Genomic DNA, 16017 nt, shown 5'->3' with positions numbered 1-16017 from the left:
CGGGCCGCAAATTACCGCCTTCACGGAATACCGTTCGGCTGGAGCCGTGTTGTGCATCTCGCCGAGGAGGCGACCGCCACAGCGGCCTTGATCGTCACGACGGCGCCCCACCCACCGGGTGGGGCGCCGTCGTCGTGCGAGGACCTAGGGTGGCGCGTGGCGCATTAGGGTTGGCTTCGCCGTCCACACGACCCAGGAGAGCCGTTGCTGTACCAGATGGTGAAGTTCGTCGCCGCGCCGATGGCGCACGTGATGTGGCGCCCGCACATCTCCGGCGCCTACCACGTCCCGGCCAAGGGCCCCGCCATCCTGGCGGCCAACCACCTCGCGGTGATCGACTCCTTCCTGCTGCCCGCTCTCCTGCCGCGCCACGTGACCTTCGCCGCCAAGAGCGAGTACTTCTCCGGCAACCCGCTCTCCCAATGGTTCATGCGCCTGGGCGGCAGCCTGCCGACCGACCGCGAGACCGCCACGGCCGCGCAGGCCATGCTCGACGGGGCGGCCGAGCTGCTGGAGCGGGGCGAGCTGTTCGGGATCCATCCGGAGGGCACCCGCTCCCCCGACGGCCGCCTCTACCGCGGCAAGATCGGCGTCGCGTGGCTGGCGCTGAAGACGGGCGCCCCTGTCCTGCCCGTGGCGCTGTCGGGCACGGAGAAGGTGCTGCCGACCGGCGCCAAAGTGCCGCGCTTCGCGAAGATCGGCATTAAGATCGGCGCGCCGATGACGTTCGAGGGCGACTACAGGAACGCCCGTGACCGGCGCAGGGTCACCGACGAGATCATGGTGGAGATCCAGAAGCTGTCGGGGCAGGAGTACGTCGCCGCTTACGCCGCGAGCGTCAAGGCTGGCATGTCGTGAATCGCCGCCGCTAAGCTCGGGGGCCAATCGAGGACATGGGGGATGACTCGTGGCGCGTGGCCGTACGATCGCGATCGTTTCGGGAGTCACGGTGCTGGCGGTGGGGGCCGCGGCGGGCGGCGCGTACTGGCTGCTGCACACCCGCGGCTCTCCTGAGGAGACCGCCAGGCGCTTCGCGGCGGCCTGGCAGGCCGACGACACGCTGAAGATGATGGCCGAGCTGGCCGCGCCGCAGTCGCTGGCCGCCTACGACCAGCAGCGCAAGGGCCTGAACGTGGAGCGCGCGACGATCGTCCTCGGGAAGGTCGTCGACCACGGCGACGACAGGGCCACGGCCGACTACACCGCCACGCTCGCGCTGAAGAACATCGGCGACTGGTCCTACACCGGGCAGATCGACCTCAAGGTCGCCGACCGCGCGTGGAAGGTCGACTGGTCGCCCAAGACGGTGCACCCCTCCATGACCGGCACCGCCGCCTTCAAGCTGAAGACCGACTGGCCGCAGCGGGGCGCCATCACCGACTCCTCCGGCGAGCGCATCGACACGGGGTCGGTCGGCGGCTCGGTGCAGCAGCTGGTCGGCTTCCTCGACAAGGCCACCGCCAAGGACGTCGCCAAGCTCGGCCCCTCCTACAAGGAGGGCGACGCGATCGGCCGCGGCGGCCTGCAGGAGAACTTCCAGAAGCGGCTGGCCGGCACCCCCGCCACCAAGATCCTTCTCGGCGACAAGGTCCTCACGACGATCAAGGGCGCGGCCGGCAAGCCGCTGGAGACCACGCTCGACCCGCAGGTGCAGGCCGCGGCCGTCGCCGCCGTCCGCGACCTGCCCAAGCCCACCTCCCTGGTCGCGGTACGGCACGGCACGGGCGAGATCCTCGCCGTCGTCAACAACCGCGGCGGCTTCAACAGGGCGCTCGACGGCCGCTACCCGCCCGGCTCGACGTTCAAGGCCGTCACCGCGCTCGGCCTGCTGTCGGAGGGCGTCTCCCCCACCGAGCGGGTGAGCTGCCCCAAGTTCGCCACCATCGGCGGGCTGAAGGTGCGCAACTCCGAGCACGCCGAGTACGGCTCGCTCACCTTCTCCGACTCCTTCGCCTACTCCTGCAACACCACCATCGCCCCGATGGCCGCCGAGCGGCTCGGCTCCGACAAGCTGCTGAAGGCCGCGGAGATGGTGGGCTTCAACCAGCCCCTCGCCATCGGCGTCCCCGCGGCCAAGGCCAGCTTCCCCAAGGCCCAGTCCGACGCCGAGCTCGCCGCCGAATCCTTCGGCCAGGCGAGGATCACCGCCAGCCCGCTGGTCATGGCCTCGGTGGCGGCCGCGCTGGCCGACGGCACCTGGCGACCGCCGACGCTGGTGCCCGACCTGAAGCAGAAGGCGGCGGAGGTGAAGCTGCCGGACGGCGTGGCCGAGAACCTGCGCGCGATGATGGAGGCCGTGGTGACCAAGGGCACCGCCAAGGCGGCGGGCCTGCCCGAGGGCACTCGCGGCAAGACCGGCACCGCCGAGTACGGCACCGGCCCCGAGCTGCCCTCCCACGCGTGGTTCATGGGCTACAGGGGCGAGGTGGCCTTCGCGGTGGTCGTGGAGGGCGGTGGCGGCGGCGGCAAGGTCGCCGCGCCCGTCGCGGCGTCTTTCCTGCGGGGGCTGACCTCCTCGCTGCCCTGATCCGCCAGGCCCGCCCCGATGTGCTATCGCTTGGCGGGGCATCGAGGGCCTTGCGGTAGTTCTCCCGTTTGCTGAGCACCGTCGACCGTGACAGGCCCGCCTGGGTGCCTTCGAGCAGCAGGAGCTCGAACAGGTGGGCGTCGTCGTGTGAGGGCCGGCCCCACTCCTCGTCGTGGTAGGCGGCCATGAGCGCGGACGACCGCGCCCACGGGCAGCGCTGATCGGTGCTCATGGCCGCTCCTTTACATCGCGGGGGTAGCGGGTGCGCATGGCCCGGCCCGCGGCGGGGCCCGAGGTGTAGACGAAGGCCTCGCTGTCGTCGAGCCTCCTGCCCGTGGCGGCGTCGACGACGACGGGCTCCACCTCCTCGCCCGTCGCGGCGTCGACCAGGATCATGCTGCGCTGGTCGGGGGCCAGGCGCGCATTGCCCCACGCGGCCAGCGCGACGATGACGGGGCGCAGCGAGCGGCCGAGGTCGGTCAGGACGTACTCGTGGCGCGCCGGGTTGGTCTGGTACGGCCTGCGCTCCAGCAGCCTGTCGCCGACCAGCGCCTTCAGCCTGGTGGTGAGCATGCTGGAGGAGATGCCGAGGTTCTCCTGGAACTGGTCGAAGCGGGTGTAGCCGTCGAAGCAGTCGTGGAGGATCAGCAGCGTCCACCACTCTCCGACGTGCGCCACGGTCGTCGACAGCGGGCACTCCCTGTCTTCGAGTCTGATCCGGCTCGCCATGTGCCGTCCTCCACCCAGTGACTGCTAGAGTCGAAGTTACTTGCTTCTATTTTAGCAGTCAGTCGACCGGGGCGCTCCACCGCCCCCGATCGCACAGAACGGACACCTCGCATGTCCACCTCGCTTCACGACGACCAGCCAGCCCCCTCAGGAAACCCGCCCGTCCCTGGCGAGAACCTGGCGGGCAGGCGGGCGCTGGTCACCGGCGGGACCAAGGGCGCGGGCCTGGCCATCGCCCGGCGGCTGGCCCAGGCGGGCGCCACGGTCATGGTGACCGCCCGTGGCAGGCCCGCGGACGCCGATCCCGAGCTGTTCGTCGCCGCCGACGTCGCCACGCCGGAAGGCGCGGCCACCGTCGTCGGCCAGGCGCTGGACCGCCTCGGCGGCATCGACGTCCTCGTCAACAACGTCGGCGGCTCCGACGCGCCCGCGGGCGGGTTCGCCGCGCTCACCGAGGAGGACTGGCTCGCCGAGCTCAACGTCAACCTGCTGGCCGCCGTGCGGCTGGACCGCGGCCTGCTGCCCGGGATGATCGAACGGGGTTCCGGCGCGATCGTGCACGTCAGCTCGATCCAGCGCCGGATGCCGCTGTTCAACGGCACGCTCGCCTACGCCGCCGCCAAGGCGGCGCTGACCACCTACAGCAAGGGGCTGGCCAATGAGGTCGCCCCGCACGGCGTCCGCGTCAACAGCGTGGCGCCCGGCTTCGTCCGGACGAGCGCGGCCGACGACCTGGTCGAACGCATCGCCGCAGAGGCCGGCATCGGCAGGGAGGAGGCGCTGCGGCGGCTCATGGACTCGCTCGGCGGGATCCCGCTCGGCCGTCCCGACCGGCCGGAGGAGGTGGCCGAACTCGTCGCCTTCCTCGTTTCCGACCGGGCCTCGGCGATCGTCGGGGCCGAGCACGTCATCGACGGCGGCACCGTCCCCACGGTGTGACCTTCCACAAGGCCCCATGAACGACATCCACCCCGCCGCGTCGCCCGAGTCGATCACCCGATACCTGGCGGCACACCGCGCGTAGGACGTGAGCGGGCGGCTTCAGGAGGACGCGCCACCTGGAACCCCCGCGAGGGACGCGAGCCGGGGCAGGGGTCGATGCCCGGCAGGTGGTCGCCGGGAGCTCAAGCCGTACATCCTCACCTGGTCATCAGGTCGCGCAGCGCCTTGACCACGTCGGCGGGCGCCTCCTCGGCCATGAAGTGCCCGCAGGACACCGTACGGTGGACCAGGTCGGGGGCCCACGCCCGCCATAGCGCCTCGGCGTCGAAGCCCAGCGCGGCGCCCCAGTCCTGCTGCAGCACGGTCACCGGCATCCGCAGCCGGTTCCCGGCCTCCCGGTCCGCGGTGTCGTGCTCGATGTCTACGGACGCCGACGCGCGGTAGTCCGCGACGATCGACGTGACCGCCTCACGGGAAGCGGCCAGGTAGGCCGCGCGGACGTCGGCGGGGATCGCGTCCTGGTCCCTGGTCCAGACGTCCAGGAAGTGGCCGAAGAACGCGTCGGCGCTGTTGCCGATCATCAGTTCGGGCAGGCCTGGCCGCTGAGCCATCAGGAAGAGGTGGAACCCGACGGCGGCCGAGGCACCCCGCATGACCTCCCACGTGTCCAGGGTCGGCAGCACGTCCAGGGACGCCAGGTGGGTGACGGCGTCCGGGTGGTCGAGACCGGCCCTGATGGCGACCAGCGCTCCCCTGTCGTGCCCGGCCAGCGCGAACCGCTCGTGTCCGAAGGCCTTCGCGACCGCCACGACGTCGGCGGCCATGGCGCGCTTGGCGTAGGTCTGCCCGTCGTGGTCGGCGGGCTTGTCGCTGTCACCGTAGCCGCGCAGGTCGGGCACGATCACGGTGTGGTCGGCGGCCAAATCGGCGGCCACGTGCCGCCACATGAGATGCGTCTGAGGGAAGCCGTGCAGCAGCACGATCGGGCGGCCCGAGCCGCCGACGGCCACGTTGACCGCCACTCCCTCGGCGACGGGGACGCGCTGGTAGTCGAATCCGGTGATCCTCGGTGCCACGGTGAAGCCCTTCTCAAGTCGGTTCCGGCCTGTACGGTGACCGGCTGCCACGAGCGTGCCAGCCGCGAATCAGCAACCGATCAGCACGCGCTGACCAGGGCGTTGTTGTCCACCGGCCGGGCTAGAGTCTGTGCCGGGAGGTGATCCGGCCGGTGGTGACGTTCGGCGTGCTCGGGCCACTGGTGGCCGAGGGCGGGCACGGACCGGTCCGGCTGCGGGGTCCACGGCACCGGGCGGTGCTGGCCCGGCTGTTGATCGCCAGGCGGCGGGTGGTCCCTGTCCGGCTGCTCGTGGACGATCTGTGGGAGGACCCGCCTCCGGGCGCGGTCGGCGCGATCCAGACATTCGTCGCCGCGTTGCGCCAGGCCATCGAGCCGGACCGGCCACCGAGGACACCCGCCCGCCTGCTGGTGACCGAGGCCCCCGGCTACGCGCTGCGGGCCGCGCCCGACGCGGTGGACGCCTGGCGGTTCGAGTCGGCGCTGACCGAGGCAGGGGAACTGCTGGCGGCCGGGCGATCCGGGGAGACGCTGACCAGGCTGGACACCGCGCTCACCCTGTGGCGGGGGCCCGCCTACTCGGAGTTCGCCGAGGAGCACTGGGCCCGTGGCGAGATCACCCGCCTGCACGAGCTGCGACTGCTCGCCGTGGAGCGGCGCGCGGAGGCGGCGCTCGCGCTGGGGCGGGCCGCCGCCGTGGCCGCCGACCTGCTGGCTCACGTGGCGGACCACCCGTGGCGCGAGCACGCCTGGCGGTTGCTAGCGCTCGCCCTGTATCGGGCGGGCAGGCAGGGCGACGCCCTTGACGCCCTGCGCAGGGCCAGGGCGGCCCTGGTCTCCGACCTCGGCGTGGACCCAGGGCCCGAGCTGCGGCAACTGGAGGCGGACATCCTCGCCCATGCCCCCGGGCTCACCGCGCCGGTTCCTGGCCCGCCGCCCGTACGCGCCGAACCGGCCGAGGCCCCGGTCCGTCCCCTGCTGGTCGGGCGCGAGTCCGAACTCGCACAGCTGACCTCGGCCGCGGCGACCGTACTGGCCGGGCGCAGGCTCGGGCTGGCCCTGGTGTCCGGCGACGCGGGCGCGGGCAAGACCGCCCTCGCCGAGGCGCTGACCGCGACCTTGGCGGACCGGGGCTGGACCACGGCATGGGGCCGCAACCCCGAGCACGAGGGGGCGCCCGCCGCCTGGCCGTGGACCCAGATCCTCAGCAGGCTCACCGAGGCGGGCCATCCTCAGGCCCCGGCGACGAACGGTCCGCCGACCGGCCCTGACGACCCCGCGGCGGCCCGGTTCCTGGTGCACCGCGCTGTCATGTCCTATCTCGGCGGTGTGGCCGGGCGTGGCCCGCTGTTGCTGGTCCTCGACGACCTGCACCGGTCGGGCGAGGAGACGCTGGCGCTGCTCACCACACTGGTCACCGAGCCCGTGGCCCAGCCAATGCTGATCGTGGGGACGTTCAGGACCACCGAGATCTCCTCCGGGCTCGCCGAACTGCTCGGCCGCGCGGCTCGCGCCGAGCCCGCCAGGGTCTACCTCGGCGGGCTGCCGGAGACGGCGGTGGCCGACCTGGTCCGCGCGACCGCTCACCGGGACGTGGCCGAGGACACCGTGCGGGTGATCCACGAACGCAGCGGCGGCAACCCATTCTTCGTGCGTGAGCTGGCCCGGCTGTTCGACACCGAGGGGGGCACGGCGCTGTCCGCCGTACCGGCTGGAGTCCGGGACGTCATCCGGCACCGGCTCGCGGCCCTGCCCGAGGCCACTCGCACGGTCCTGCGGCAGGCCGCGGTGATCGGCAGGGACGTCGATCTCGATCTGCTGATCCCGTTGGCGGGCGACGAGGACCTCGTCCTGGACACGGTGGACTCCGCGCTGCTCATGGGGTTCCTGGTCGAGTGCGGGCCGGACCGGTCGCGGTTCGCGCACGCCCTGGTACGGGACACCCTGTACGAGGAGGTGTCCATGGCGCGCAGGGCGCGCTGGCACGCCACGGTCGCCGAGACCGTCGAACGGCTGCGGCCCGCGGACGTGGCGACCCTCGCGCACCACTTCCTGCTGGCGGACAGCCGGTCGGCGGCGGCCCGCGCGGCCCGCTACGCGGGGGCGGCGGCCGAGCAGGCGGAACGCCGGTTCGCGCCACGCGAGGCCGTCCGGCTGTGGCGGGCGGCGATCGCCGCGCACGACCGTTCGGCCGCCGGTGACGTGCGGATCAGGCTGGAACTGGTCATGGGCCTGGTGCGGGCACTCGCGGTGACCGGTGACCTGGAGAGCGCCAGGAGGCACCGCGCCGACGCGATCACCGTGGCCGAGGAACTCGGTGACCCCGAGCTGACCGCCAGGGTGATCGGGGCGTTCGACGTGCCGGGAATCTGGACGGCGAACGACGACCCCACGATGGCCGAACAGGTCGTCGCGGTCACCGAACGCACGCTCACCGCCCTGCCGGACCACCTGACCGCCGAACGTGGACGCCTGCTGAGCACGCTCGCCATGGAACTGCGCGGCACCGGATCCGCGCGGGGCCCCGAGGCGGCAGGGGAAGCGGAGTCCATCGCCCGTCGCCTGGGTGATCCGGCGTTGCTGGCGTTCGCCCTGAACGGGCGGTTCATGCACACCTTCGGCCGCGCCGGGCTCGCGCGGGAACGCGCCGCGATCGGCAGAGAACTGGTCGCGCTGGCCGCCGAACACGACCTGGTGACGTTCGAGGTGCTCGGCCACCTCATCCTGATCCAGGCGCACGCGGCGCCGGCCGAGTTCGACACGGCCGACGAGCACGCGGCGGCGGCCGACCGGCTCGCCGAACGCCACGAGCTCCCGCTGGTCGGGGTGTTCACCGACTGGTACGCGGCGCTCCGGCTGGCGGCGGCCGGGCGCACCGTGGAGGCCGAGACCGGATACCGGACCGCGGCGGCCCGGCTCGGCGGCACCGGCATGTGGGGCATGGAGAAGGGAATCCTGCAGCTTGCCCTGCTGTGCCTGCGCATCCAGGAACGCCGACCGGCCGAAGTGGACCTGGGCGCGGACTGGGGGCCCTACCTGGACTGGGTACGGCCGCTCGGCCTGCTCACCGCCGGCGATCACGCGGGGGCACTGGTCGCGGCACAGGCCGTGCCGGAGTCGCCCCACGACCTGCTCTACGAGGCGCGGACCTGCCTGACGGCGATGACCGCCATCGGCGTGCGGGACCGGCCGACGATGGAGCGGGTCTACGCCGACCTGCTGCCCGCCGCCGGGGAACTCGCCGGTGCGGGCAGCGGCCTGCTCACCCTTGGCCCCGTGGCAGGCTACCTCGGCCGCCTCGCCACCGCTCTGGGCCGGTCGGCGGAGGCCCGGGAGCACCACCGCCAGGCGGCGGTGGTCGCCGAGAAGGCCGCACCGCTTCGCCGTCCTCCGGCGCCGTCCGCACGCTAGAACGCGGGCACGGCGGCCTCGTGACGCAGGACCAGCACACTAGAAGGCCAGCGCGGCAGCCTCGTGACGCAGGACCAGCACGAGCAGCGTGGCCACCAGGGTGGCGATCAGCAGCCAGCTGATCACGATGATGATGGTCGAGCGGCGCGGGCGTTGCTTGGGGAGCTGCTCGCCGTTGGCCTTGGCTGCGCGGCGGCGCTCGGACTCCTCGCCGCGCCGTACGCGGTCGTTGAACGACTCCAGCCGCGCGACGAGTCGCGGATCCTCGTCGACGAGGTGGCGCTCGATCTGTGCGAGCATCCGCTCCTCGTCCTGCGACCAGGCCATAGAGCACCTCCGAACGCAAGCTCCGTGTCCCGTTTCCTGCCCAACCGTGAAGATCATTATCCGTTCCAAGGGCTGCGAATTACAGCCTCTTTCCAGTTGCGATCATTATCGAATGCGCGTTCTAATCATGTCATGCGCTGGGACAACCTGCGTCTGACCGACGCCGGCGACGACGATTCCGCCGTGCCGCTGTTCGCTCGCGGCGCGGTGGCCCGCACCTTCGACACCCCCGAGTTCAAGGGGATGACGTTCTACGAGATCCAGGCGAAATCCATCATCAACAAGGTCCCGGCGGCCAGCCGGGTTCCCTTCTCGTACACCATCAACCCCTACAGGGGATGCAGCCACTCCTGCACCTACTGCCTGGTGGGCGACACTCCCGTGCTCATGGCCGACGGGGACACCAAGCCCATCGCCGACCTGCGGCCAGGCGACCTGATCATCGGTACGGCGGAGACCGGCGGGGTACGGCGCTACGTCGTCACCGAGGTCCTCGCCCACTGGCCGACTGTCAAGCCCGCCTACCGGATCACCCTCGCCGACGGCACCACCTTGGTGGCCAGCGGCGACCACCGCTTCCTCGCCGCCGCGCGCCGAGGCCGGCGCCACGTGGCCACGGACGACCGGACCCACGTGGCCACGAACGACCTGGGACACGTGGCCACGGACGGCTCGCGCCACACGGCCACGAACGACCCGACACACGACGCCACAGACCGCTCGCGCCGCACGGCCACGAACGACCCGACCCATGACGGCACGGACGGCTGGCGCCACGTGGCCGCGAACGGCGCCCGGCCAGTCCTCACCAGCGAGGACACCCTGGTCGGCATGGGGCGCTTCGCCGAGCCGCCGAAGCGGGACGACGACTACCGTCGCGGCCACTTGGCGGCGATGGGGCGCGACGCCGGGAGACCGGGAGGCCGCGAAGAACCGACGGCGGGCGTGGGAGCGACGAACGGCCAGGAGAGGGCAGCCGGTCCCTGGATCGCGGAGGGGACCGCTGGTTCGCGGGTCGCGGAGGGGGCGGGGATTCCCTCGCGTGAATGGGCCAAGGGGTTTCTGGCGGGCGCCTTCGACAGGCACGGCCCCGGGCTCGGGTTCAGCGGTGGCGACAGCGGGTTGATCACACGCTGCCTGGATGAGCTCGGTCTCATGCTCGGCGGCGGGCCCGGCGAGCGGCTGCGCTTCCTTCACACCGTCGGCCCCACGAGCGCGTGGGAGCCCGGCCTCGAGGGCGCGGGTGTGACGACCACGGCCGATCTGCGGGTGGTGTCGATCGAGCCGCTGGGTGTCGATCTGCCGATGTACGACATCACGACCGGTACCGGCGACTTCATCGCCGACGGGGTCGTGTCGCACAACTGCTTCGCCCGTAAGACCCACGAATACCTCGACCTCGACGCGGGTCACGACTTCGACTCCAAGATCGTGGTGAAGGTCAACGCCGCCGAACTGGCCCGCAAGGAGCTGGCCGCGCCGCGCTGGGGCGGCGAGCACGTGGCGATGGGCACCAACGTCGACTGCTACCAGCGCGCCGAGGGCCGCTACCGGCTGATGCCCGGCATCCTGTCGGCGCTGACCGAGGCGGCCAACCCCTTCTCCATCCTCACCAAGGGCACGCTCATCCTGCGCGACCTGCCGCTGCTGGTGGAGGCGGCGCGGGTGACCGAGGTGAGCGGGGCGGTGTCGGTGGGCTTCCTCGACGAGGGGCTCTGGCGGGCGGTGGAGCCCGGAACTCCCAACCCGAGGCGGCGGCTGGAGGTGTGCAGGCGGCTCAACGACAGCGGCATCGCCTGCGGTGTGCTGATGGCGCCGATCCTGCCCTACCTGTCCGACGCGCCGGAGCAGTTGGAGGAGACGGTCGGCCAGATCGCGGCGGCGGGCGCGACCCACGTCTCGCCGATCGTGCTGCACCTGCGCCCGGGGGCGCGCGAGTGGTTCCTCGGTTGGCTCTCGCGCGAGCATCCGCGCCTGGTTCCGCGCTACCTGGAGCTGTACGGCAGGGGCGCCTACGCGCCCAAGGCCTACCAGGACAGGGTGTCGGCGCACGTCAGACAGCTGGCCGAGCATTTCGGGATCGGGCGCTCCCCCGGCTGGCGGATAAAGCCGGACAAGGCACCCGAGCCAGAGCAACTGTCCCTTTTGTGAGATTAACTAGCCATTTGGGTACTAACGCCGGTGATGCCCGAATAATGGGCGATACGACGTGAGTAAGAGCAGTCGGGGGTAAAGAGCAATGGCAGAGCCGCGCAAGAAACCCGCCGCCAAGACCGGCAAGGCGAAGAAGGCGACCATCAAGGCCACACGGGCGTCGAAGAACGCCAAACGCGAGGCCAACAAGAAAACGGAAGGCCAGTAGTTTCCGCCCGCCACGACGGTGCGATCATGATCAGGCAGCCGGGCGCCCGCCCGGCTGCCTGATCACGGAGCGATCATGACGGCCTACCTGCGTTTCCCAGCGATCTTCAAAGACGTCGTCGTCTTCGCCGCCGAGGACGACCTGTGGATGGTCCCCGCCCAGGGAGGCAGGGCCTTCCGGCTGACGGCGGGGCTGGCCGAGGCCGGCTACCCGCGCTTCTCTCCGCGCGGCGACCAGCTCGCCTTCGTCGGCAGGGAGGAGGGCCCGGAGGAGGTCTACGTCATGCCCGCGGGCGGCGGGGCGGCCAGGCGGGTCACCTTCCACGGCGCGCGCTGCACGGTCACGGGCTGGGACCCGCACGACAGGGTGCTGTACGCCAGCGACGGCCAGCAGCCGTTCGAGGGGCAGAAGTGGCTGCACAGGGTACGGCCCGGCGGGATGCCGGAGCGGCTGCCGTACGGGCCCGCCACCAGCATCAGCCACGGACCGCGGGACATGATCGTGCTGGGCCGCAACACCGCCGACCCTGCGAGGTGGAAGCGCTACAGGGGCGGCACGGTCGGCGACCTGTGGATCGACCCGACCGGGCAGGGCGACTGGCGGCGGCTGATCAGCCTGCCGGGCAACCTGGCCTCGCCGTGCTGGAGCGGCGAGCGGGTCTGCTTCCTGTCCGACCACGAGGGCACCGGCAACGTCTACTCCTGCGCGCCCGACGGCTCCGACCTGCGCAAGCACACCCATCACCGCGACTACTACGCGCGCAACCTGTCCAGCGACGGTCACACGCTCGTCTACCACGCGGCGGGCGACCTCTACGTCCTGGAGCCGGAGGGTGAGGCCAGGCAGGTGGAGGTGCTGCTGGCCAGCTCCCGCACCCAGCGCAACAGGCGCTTCGTCGATGCCGCCGACTACCTCGACAGCGCGAGCCCGAGCCCGGACGGCAGCGCGCTGGCCATCACCACCCGCGGCAAGGCCTACACCTTCGCCGGCTGGGAGGGGCCCGTCCACCAGCATGGGAAGGTCGACGGCGCCCGTTACCGCTTCCTCACCTGGTCCAGCGGGGGCGGACTGGTGGCCGCGGTCAGCGACGACGGCGACCGCGAGGTACTCGTCCTGCTCGACGGCAGGAGCCAGACCCGCCTCGACGAGCTGGACACCGGACGCGTCACAGACCTCGTCGCCGCGCCCGCCGGCGAGCTGATCGCGCTGACCAACCACCGCCACGAGCTCCACGTCGTCGACCTCGCCCAGCGCACCACCACACTCGTCGAAGTCAACCAGCACGCCGCGATCGAGGACCCCGCCTGGTCGCCCGACGGCCGCTGGCTCGCCTACACCTCGCCCACCAGCGCCCAGCACACCGCCATCAAGCTGCACCACGTGCCCTCGGGCCGCACGGTGGCCGCCACCCAGCCTGTGCTCAAGGACTTCGGTCCCGCCTTCGATCCCGGGGGCGACTACCTCTACTTCATCGGCCAGCGCGTCTTCAACCCCGTCTACGACGCGCTGCAGTTCGACCTCGGCTTCCCTCTCGGCACCAGGCCCTACGCCATCGCCCTGCGCGACGACGTGCCCTCGCCGTTCGTGCCCCGGCCACGGCCGCTCTCCGCGAAGGAGGACGACGAGGACGAGGAGGACGGCGACGAGCCCGGCGAGCTGGTCGTGGACGTCGAGCGCCTGCCGTACCGGATCACCTCCTTTCCGCTGCCCGAGGGCCGCTACGAGCGGCTGGCGGGGCTCAAGGGCAAGGTGCTGATCCTGTCCAGCCCGATCGAGGCCGACGACGGCACGCTGCACCTGTTCGACTTCGACAAGCAGAAGAACGAGACCTTCGCCGAGGACGTCAGCGACTTCGTGCTGGCCGCCGACCACAAGAGCCTGCTGTACCGCGCGGGCGACCGGCTGCGGCTGCTCAAGGCGACCGAGGTCCCCGACGACGACGAGGGGCACTCCAGGCGGAGCGGATGGATCGACCTGTCCCGCGTCAAGGTCTCCCTGAGCCCCGAGGCCGAGTGGCGGCAGATGTTCCGCGAGGCGTGGCGACTGCAGCGGGAGAACTTCTGGTCCGCCGACATGGCGGGGCTCGACTGGCAGGCCGTCTACGACCGCTACCTGCCGCTGGTCGACCGCGTCACCACCCGGGGCGAGTTCTCCGACCTGCTGTGGGAGCTACAGGGTGAGCTGGGCACCAGCCATGCTTACGAGAGCGGCGGCGAGTACCGGCCCGGCCCCGACTACACCCAGGGCAAGCTCGGCGTGGACTGGGACTACCACGACGGCGCCTACGTCATCGGCCACATCGTCCACGGCGACCCGTGGGATCCGCAGGCCACCTCGCCGCTCAACAGGCTCGGTGTCGACGTACGGCAGGGCGACGCGCTCCTGGCCGTCAACGGCATCCCCGTCGGCGAGACCATGACCCCCAACCAGGCGCTGGTCAACCAGGCAGGCCAGGAGGTGGAGCTCACGCTCGCCAGGCAGGGCCGTACCTTCACCGCGACCGTCCGCGCCATCGCCGACGAGCAGCCCGGCCGCTACCGCGACTGGGTCAACCTCAACCGCGCCCGCTGTCACCACCGCAGCGCGGGCCGCGTCGGCTACGTCCACATCCCCGACATGGGCACCGCGGGCTTCGGCGAGTTCCACCGCGCCTACCTGGCCGAGTATGACCGCCAGGCCCTCATCGTGGATGTCAGGTTCAACGCGGGAGGCAACGTCTCCGCGCTCCTGCTCGACAAGCTCGCCCGCCGCCGCCTCGGCTACGAGCATCCGCGCCACGGCGACCCCGAGCCCTATCCGCCGGAGTCGCCGCGCGGCCCGCTGGTGGCCATCACCAACGAGTGGGCGGGTTCCGACGGCGACATCTTCAGCCACACCTTCAAGCTGCTCGGCCTCGGCCCGCTGATCGGCAAGCGCACGTGGGGCGGCGTCATCGGCATCTGGCCCCGCCACCGCCTGGCCGACGGCACGCTCACCACCCAGCCGGAATATTCCTTCACCTTCATCGAAGGAGACAGGAGGGTAGAGAATTATGGAACAGATCCGGACCTAGAGGTCGATATCACCCCACAGGACTATGCCCGGGGGATCGACACGCAACTAGAGAAAGCCATCGATCTCGCGATGGAACGGATCTTTCACAGCTGATGTTCAGAGTTTGCAACCTTCCACCTCATTGGAGCGTCTAAAGGGCGAAAGCGGGGGAACGCGCCACGGGGACAGACAAGCGCGTGAGCCCGGAGGCGTACGAGAAGGGGACTCTCACAGGTGCGTGCACTGGCAGGCAAGGGCAAGGCGGCCGTCTACCGGCTGCTCGAGGCCAACAACCGCAGGCGCGAACGCGCCGCGCCACCCCCGTCCACGCACCAGATCAGGATCCTGCTCCTGCACGCGTACGGCATGGGCGGCACCATCAGGACGGTCTTCAACCTGGCCAGCTACCTGGCCTCCACCGGGCACGACGTGGAGATCGTCTCCATCCTCAAGGAGGCGGAGGAGCCGTTCTTCCCCATCGACCCGAGGGTGAAGTTCCGCTTCCTCGACGACAGGCTCGTGCCGCGGACCGGCCTGCGCGGCCGGCTGTCGAAGATGCCGAGCAAGCTCATCCCGCCGCAGGAGGCGGCCTACCACCGCTTCAACGTGTGGACCGACGTGCAGCTCGCCAGATGGATCCGCTCGGTGGACACCGGCGTCATCATGGCCACCAGGCCGGGGCTCAACCTTGCCCTCGCCCAGCTGGCCCTGCCGAGCGTCATCACGATCGGCCAGGAGCACGTGGCCCTGCAGGGCCAGCCGGAGGAGGTGCAGGCGCTCATCAAGCGCCGCTACCGCAACTTCGACGCGCTGGTCACCCTCACCAAGGCCGACCTGCGCGACTACCGCGAGACGCTGCGGCGCAAGCCCAGGAAGCTGGCCCGCATCCCCAACGCCGTGCCGCCCATGACGGGCCAGATCTCCAAGCTGGAGAACAAGGTCGTGGTCGCCGTCGGCAGGATGACCAGGCTCAAGGGCTTCCACCGCCTGATCACCGCGTGGGAGACCGTGGCCGCCGCCCACCCCGACTGGACCCTGCGCATCTTCGGCGCCGGACCGCAGGAGGACAACCTGCGCGCCCAGATCGTCGAGGCGGGGCTGCAGGACAAGGTCGAGCTGCCGGGGCCCACCAACGACGTCGGCGCCGAACTGGAGAGGGCCTCGATCTTCGCGCTCAGCTCCCGACACGAGGGCTTCCCCATGACCATCCTGGAGGCCATGGCCAAGGGGCTGGCGATCGTCAGCTTCAACAGCCCGCACGGCCCCAAGGAGATGATCACCAACGAGGTCGACGGGCTGCTGGTCAAACCGCGCACCAACGCCAACCTCGCCGCCGCCCTCATCCGCGTCATCGAGGACGAGGAGCTGCGCCACCGGCTGGCCGAGGGCGCTCTGGCCACCGCCGCCACCTACGACGTGGAGTCGATCGGCGCCAAGTGGGACGCCTTGCTGGAGGAACTGCTGGCCCGCCGCAACGGCACCTACGTCAAGCCGGCTCCCGCCGTACCGGCTCAGACCGCGGAATCCGCGGAATCCGCCCAGGCCGCGGAGTCCACGCAGGCCGGCGCATCCGCTCAGGCCGGCGCATAACGCTCAGGCCGGCGAACCGGT

At 71.2% G+C, this 16017-nt stretch carries 11 protein-coding genes and 1 pseudogene; 8 read left to right on the top strand and 4 right to left on the bottom strand.

Annotated elements, in window-relative coordinates:
- The first annotated feature begins 204 nt into the window (after nucleotides 1-204).
- The gene (locus tag AB0B45_RS10365; protein WP_358128103.1) at nucleotides 205-858 is read left to right on the top strand and encodes a lysophospholipid acyltransferase family protein; all 654 of its coding nucleotides are present in this window, start codon (nucleotides 205-207) and stop codon (nucleotides 856-858) included.
- Nucleotides 859-907: 49 nt separating this feature from the next.
- Complete coding sequence (locus AB0B45_RS10360; protein WP_358128101.1) at nucleotides 908-2527, top strand: penicillin-binding transpeptidase domain-containing protein; 1620 nt, start codon at nucleotides 908-910, stop codon at nucleotides 2525-2527.
- Nucleotides 2528-2567: 40 nt separating this feature from the next.
- On the opposite strand, the pseudogene AB0B45_RS10355 reads toward AB0B45_RS10360, so the two are convergent.
- Nucleotides 2568-2759, bottom strand: a pseudogene (locus AB0B45_RS10355) (DNA-3-methyladenine glycosylase I); the annotation flags it as partial.
- Nucleotides 2756-3256 (bottom strand): helix-turn-helix domain-containing protein, encoded by a 501-nt coding sequence (locus AB0B45_RS10350; protein WP_358128099.1) that lies wholly within the window; start codon nucleotides 3254-3256, stop codon nucleotides 2756-2758. The gene AB0B45_RS10350 and the pseudogene AB0B45_RS10355, both read right to left, overlap by 4 nt.
- Nucleotides 3257-3367: 111 nt before the next feature.
- On the opposite strand from AB0B45_RS10350, the gene AB0B45_RS10345 reads away from it, so the two are divergent.
- The gene (locus AB0B45_RS10345; RefSeq protein ID WP_358128097.1) at nucleotides 3368-4195 is read left to right on the top strand and encodes an SDR family oxidoreductase; all 828 of its coding nucleotides are present in this window, start codon (nucleotides 3368-3370) and stop codon (nucleotides 4193-4195) included.
- 200 nt (nucleotides 4196-4395) lie between these two features.
- Here the strand turns inward: AB0B45_RS10345 and AB0B45_RS10340 are convergent, their stop codons facing one another.
- Nucleotides 4396-5274: an alpha/beta hydrolase gene (locus AB0B45_RS10340; protein WP_358128096.1), complete on the bottom strand. Its 879-nt coding sequence runs from the start codon at nucleotides 5272-5274 to the stop codon at nucleotides 4396-4398.
- Between the two features lie 152 nt (nucleotides 5275-5426).
- Between AB0B45_RS10340 and AB0B45_RS10335 the strand changes: the two genes are divergently transcribed.
- On the top strand, nucleotides 5427-8684 hold the full coding sequence (locus AB0B45_RS10335; protein ID WP_358128094.1) for a BTAD domain-containing putative transcriptional regulator: 3258 nt from the start codon (nucleotides 5427-5429) through the stop codon (nucleotides 8682-8684).
- 39 nt (nucleotides 8685-8723) lie between these two features.
- Here AB0B45_RS10335 and AB0B45_RS10330 read toward each other — a convergent pair whose 3' ends face one another.
- Nucleotides 8724-9011, bottom strand: coding sequence for a DUF3040 domain-containing protein (locus AB0B45_RS10330; protein ID WP_358128092.1), 288 nt, complete (start codon nucleotides 9009-9011; stop codon nucleotides 8724-8726).
- Between the two features lie 132 nt (nucleotides 9012-9143).
- On the opposite strand from AB0B45_RS10330, the gene AB0B45_RS10325 reads away from it, so the two are divergent.
- The 4 genes from AB0B45_RS10325 to AB0B45_RS10310 all read left to right on the top strand — a co-directional run bounded on the left by AB0B45_RS10325 (nucleotide 9144) and on the right by AB0B45_RS10310 (nucleotide 15996).
- On the top strand, nucleotides 9144-11162 hold the full coding sequence (locus AB0B45_RS10325) for an Rv2578c family radical SAM protein (protein WP_358128090.1): 2019 nt from the start codon (nucleotides 9144-9146) through the stop codon (nucleotides 11160-11162).
- 88 nt (nucleotides 11163-11250) lie between these two features.
- The gene (locus AB0B45_RS10320) at nucleotides 11251-11373 is read left to right on the top strand and encodes a hypothetical protein (protein ID WP_358128088.1); all 123 of its coding nucleotides are present in this window, start codon (nucleotides 11251-11253) and stop codon (nucleotides 11371-11373) included.
- Nucleotides 11374-11448: 75 nt separating this feature from the next.
- Nucleotides 11449-14520, top strand: a complete 3072-nt coding sequence (locus AB0B45_RS10315; RefSeq protein WP_358128086.1) for a PDZ domain-containing protein — start codon at nucleotides 11449-11451, stop codon at nucleotides 14518-14520.
- A gap of 120 nt (nucleotides 14521-14640) precedes the next feature.
- Nucleotides 14641-15996, top strand: coding sequence for a glycosyltransferase family 4 protein (locus AB0B45_RS10310; protein ID WP_358128085.1), 1356 nt, complete (start codon nucleotides 14641-14643; stop codon nucleotides 15994-15996).
- Nucleotides 15997-16017 lie beyond the last annotated feature (21 nt).

The organism is Nonomuraea sp. NPDC049152 (genome assembly GCF_040648355.1).
Lineage (GTDB): Bacteria > Actinomycetota > Actinomycetes > Streptosporangiales > Streptosporangiaceae > Nonomuraea.
The sequence above is the reverse complement of the archived record's forward strand: the minus strand, read 5'-3'. Positions and strand labels throughout refer to the sequence as shown.

Excerpts from the sequence above, each read along its gene's own strand:
- AB0B45_RS10315 (WP_358128086.1), top strand. The coding sequence starts at position 11,449 with ATGACGGCCTACCTGCGTTTCCCAGCGATCTTCAAAGACGTCGTCGTC.
- AB0B45_RS10325 (WP_358128090.1), top strand. The coding sequence starts at position 9,144 with ATGCGCTGGGACAACCTGCGTCTGACCGACGCCGGCGACGACGATTCC.
- AB0B45_RS10350 (WP_358128099.1), bottom strand. The coding sequence starts at position 3,256 with ATGGCGAGCCGGATCAGACTCGAAGACAGGGAGTGCCCGCTGTCGACG.
- AB0B45_RS10320 (WP_358128088.1), top strand. The coding sequence starts at position 11,251 with ATGGCAGAGCCGCGCAAGAAACCCGCCGCCAAGACCGGCAAGGCGAAG.
- AB0B45_RS10330 (WP_358128092.1), bottom strand. The coding sequence starts at position 9,011 with ATGGCCTGGTCGCAGGACGAGGAGCGGATGCTCGCACAGATCGAGCGC.
- AB0B45_RS10345 (WP_358128097.1), top strand. The coding sequence starts at position 3,368 with ATGTCCACCTCGCTTCACGACGACCAGCCAGCCCCCTCAGGAAACCCG.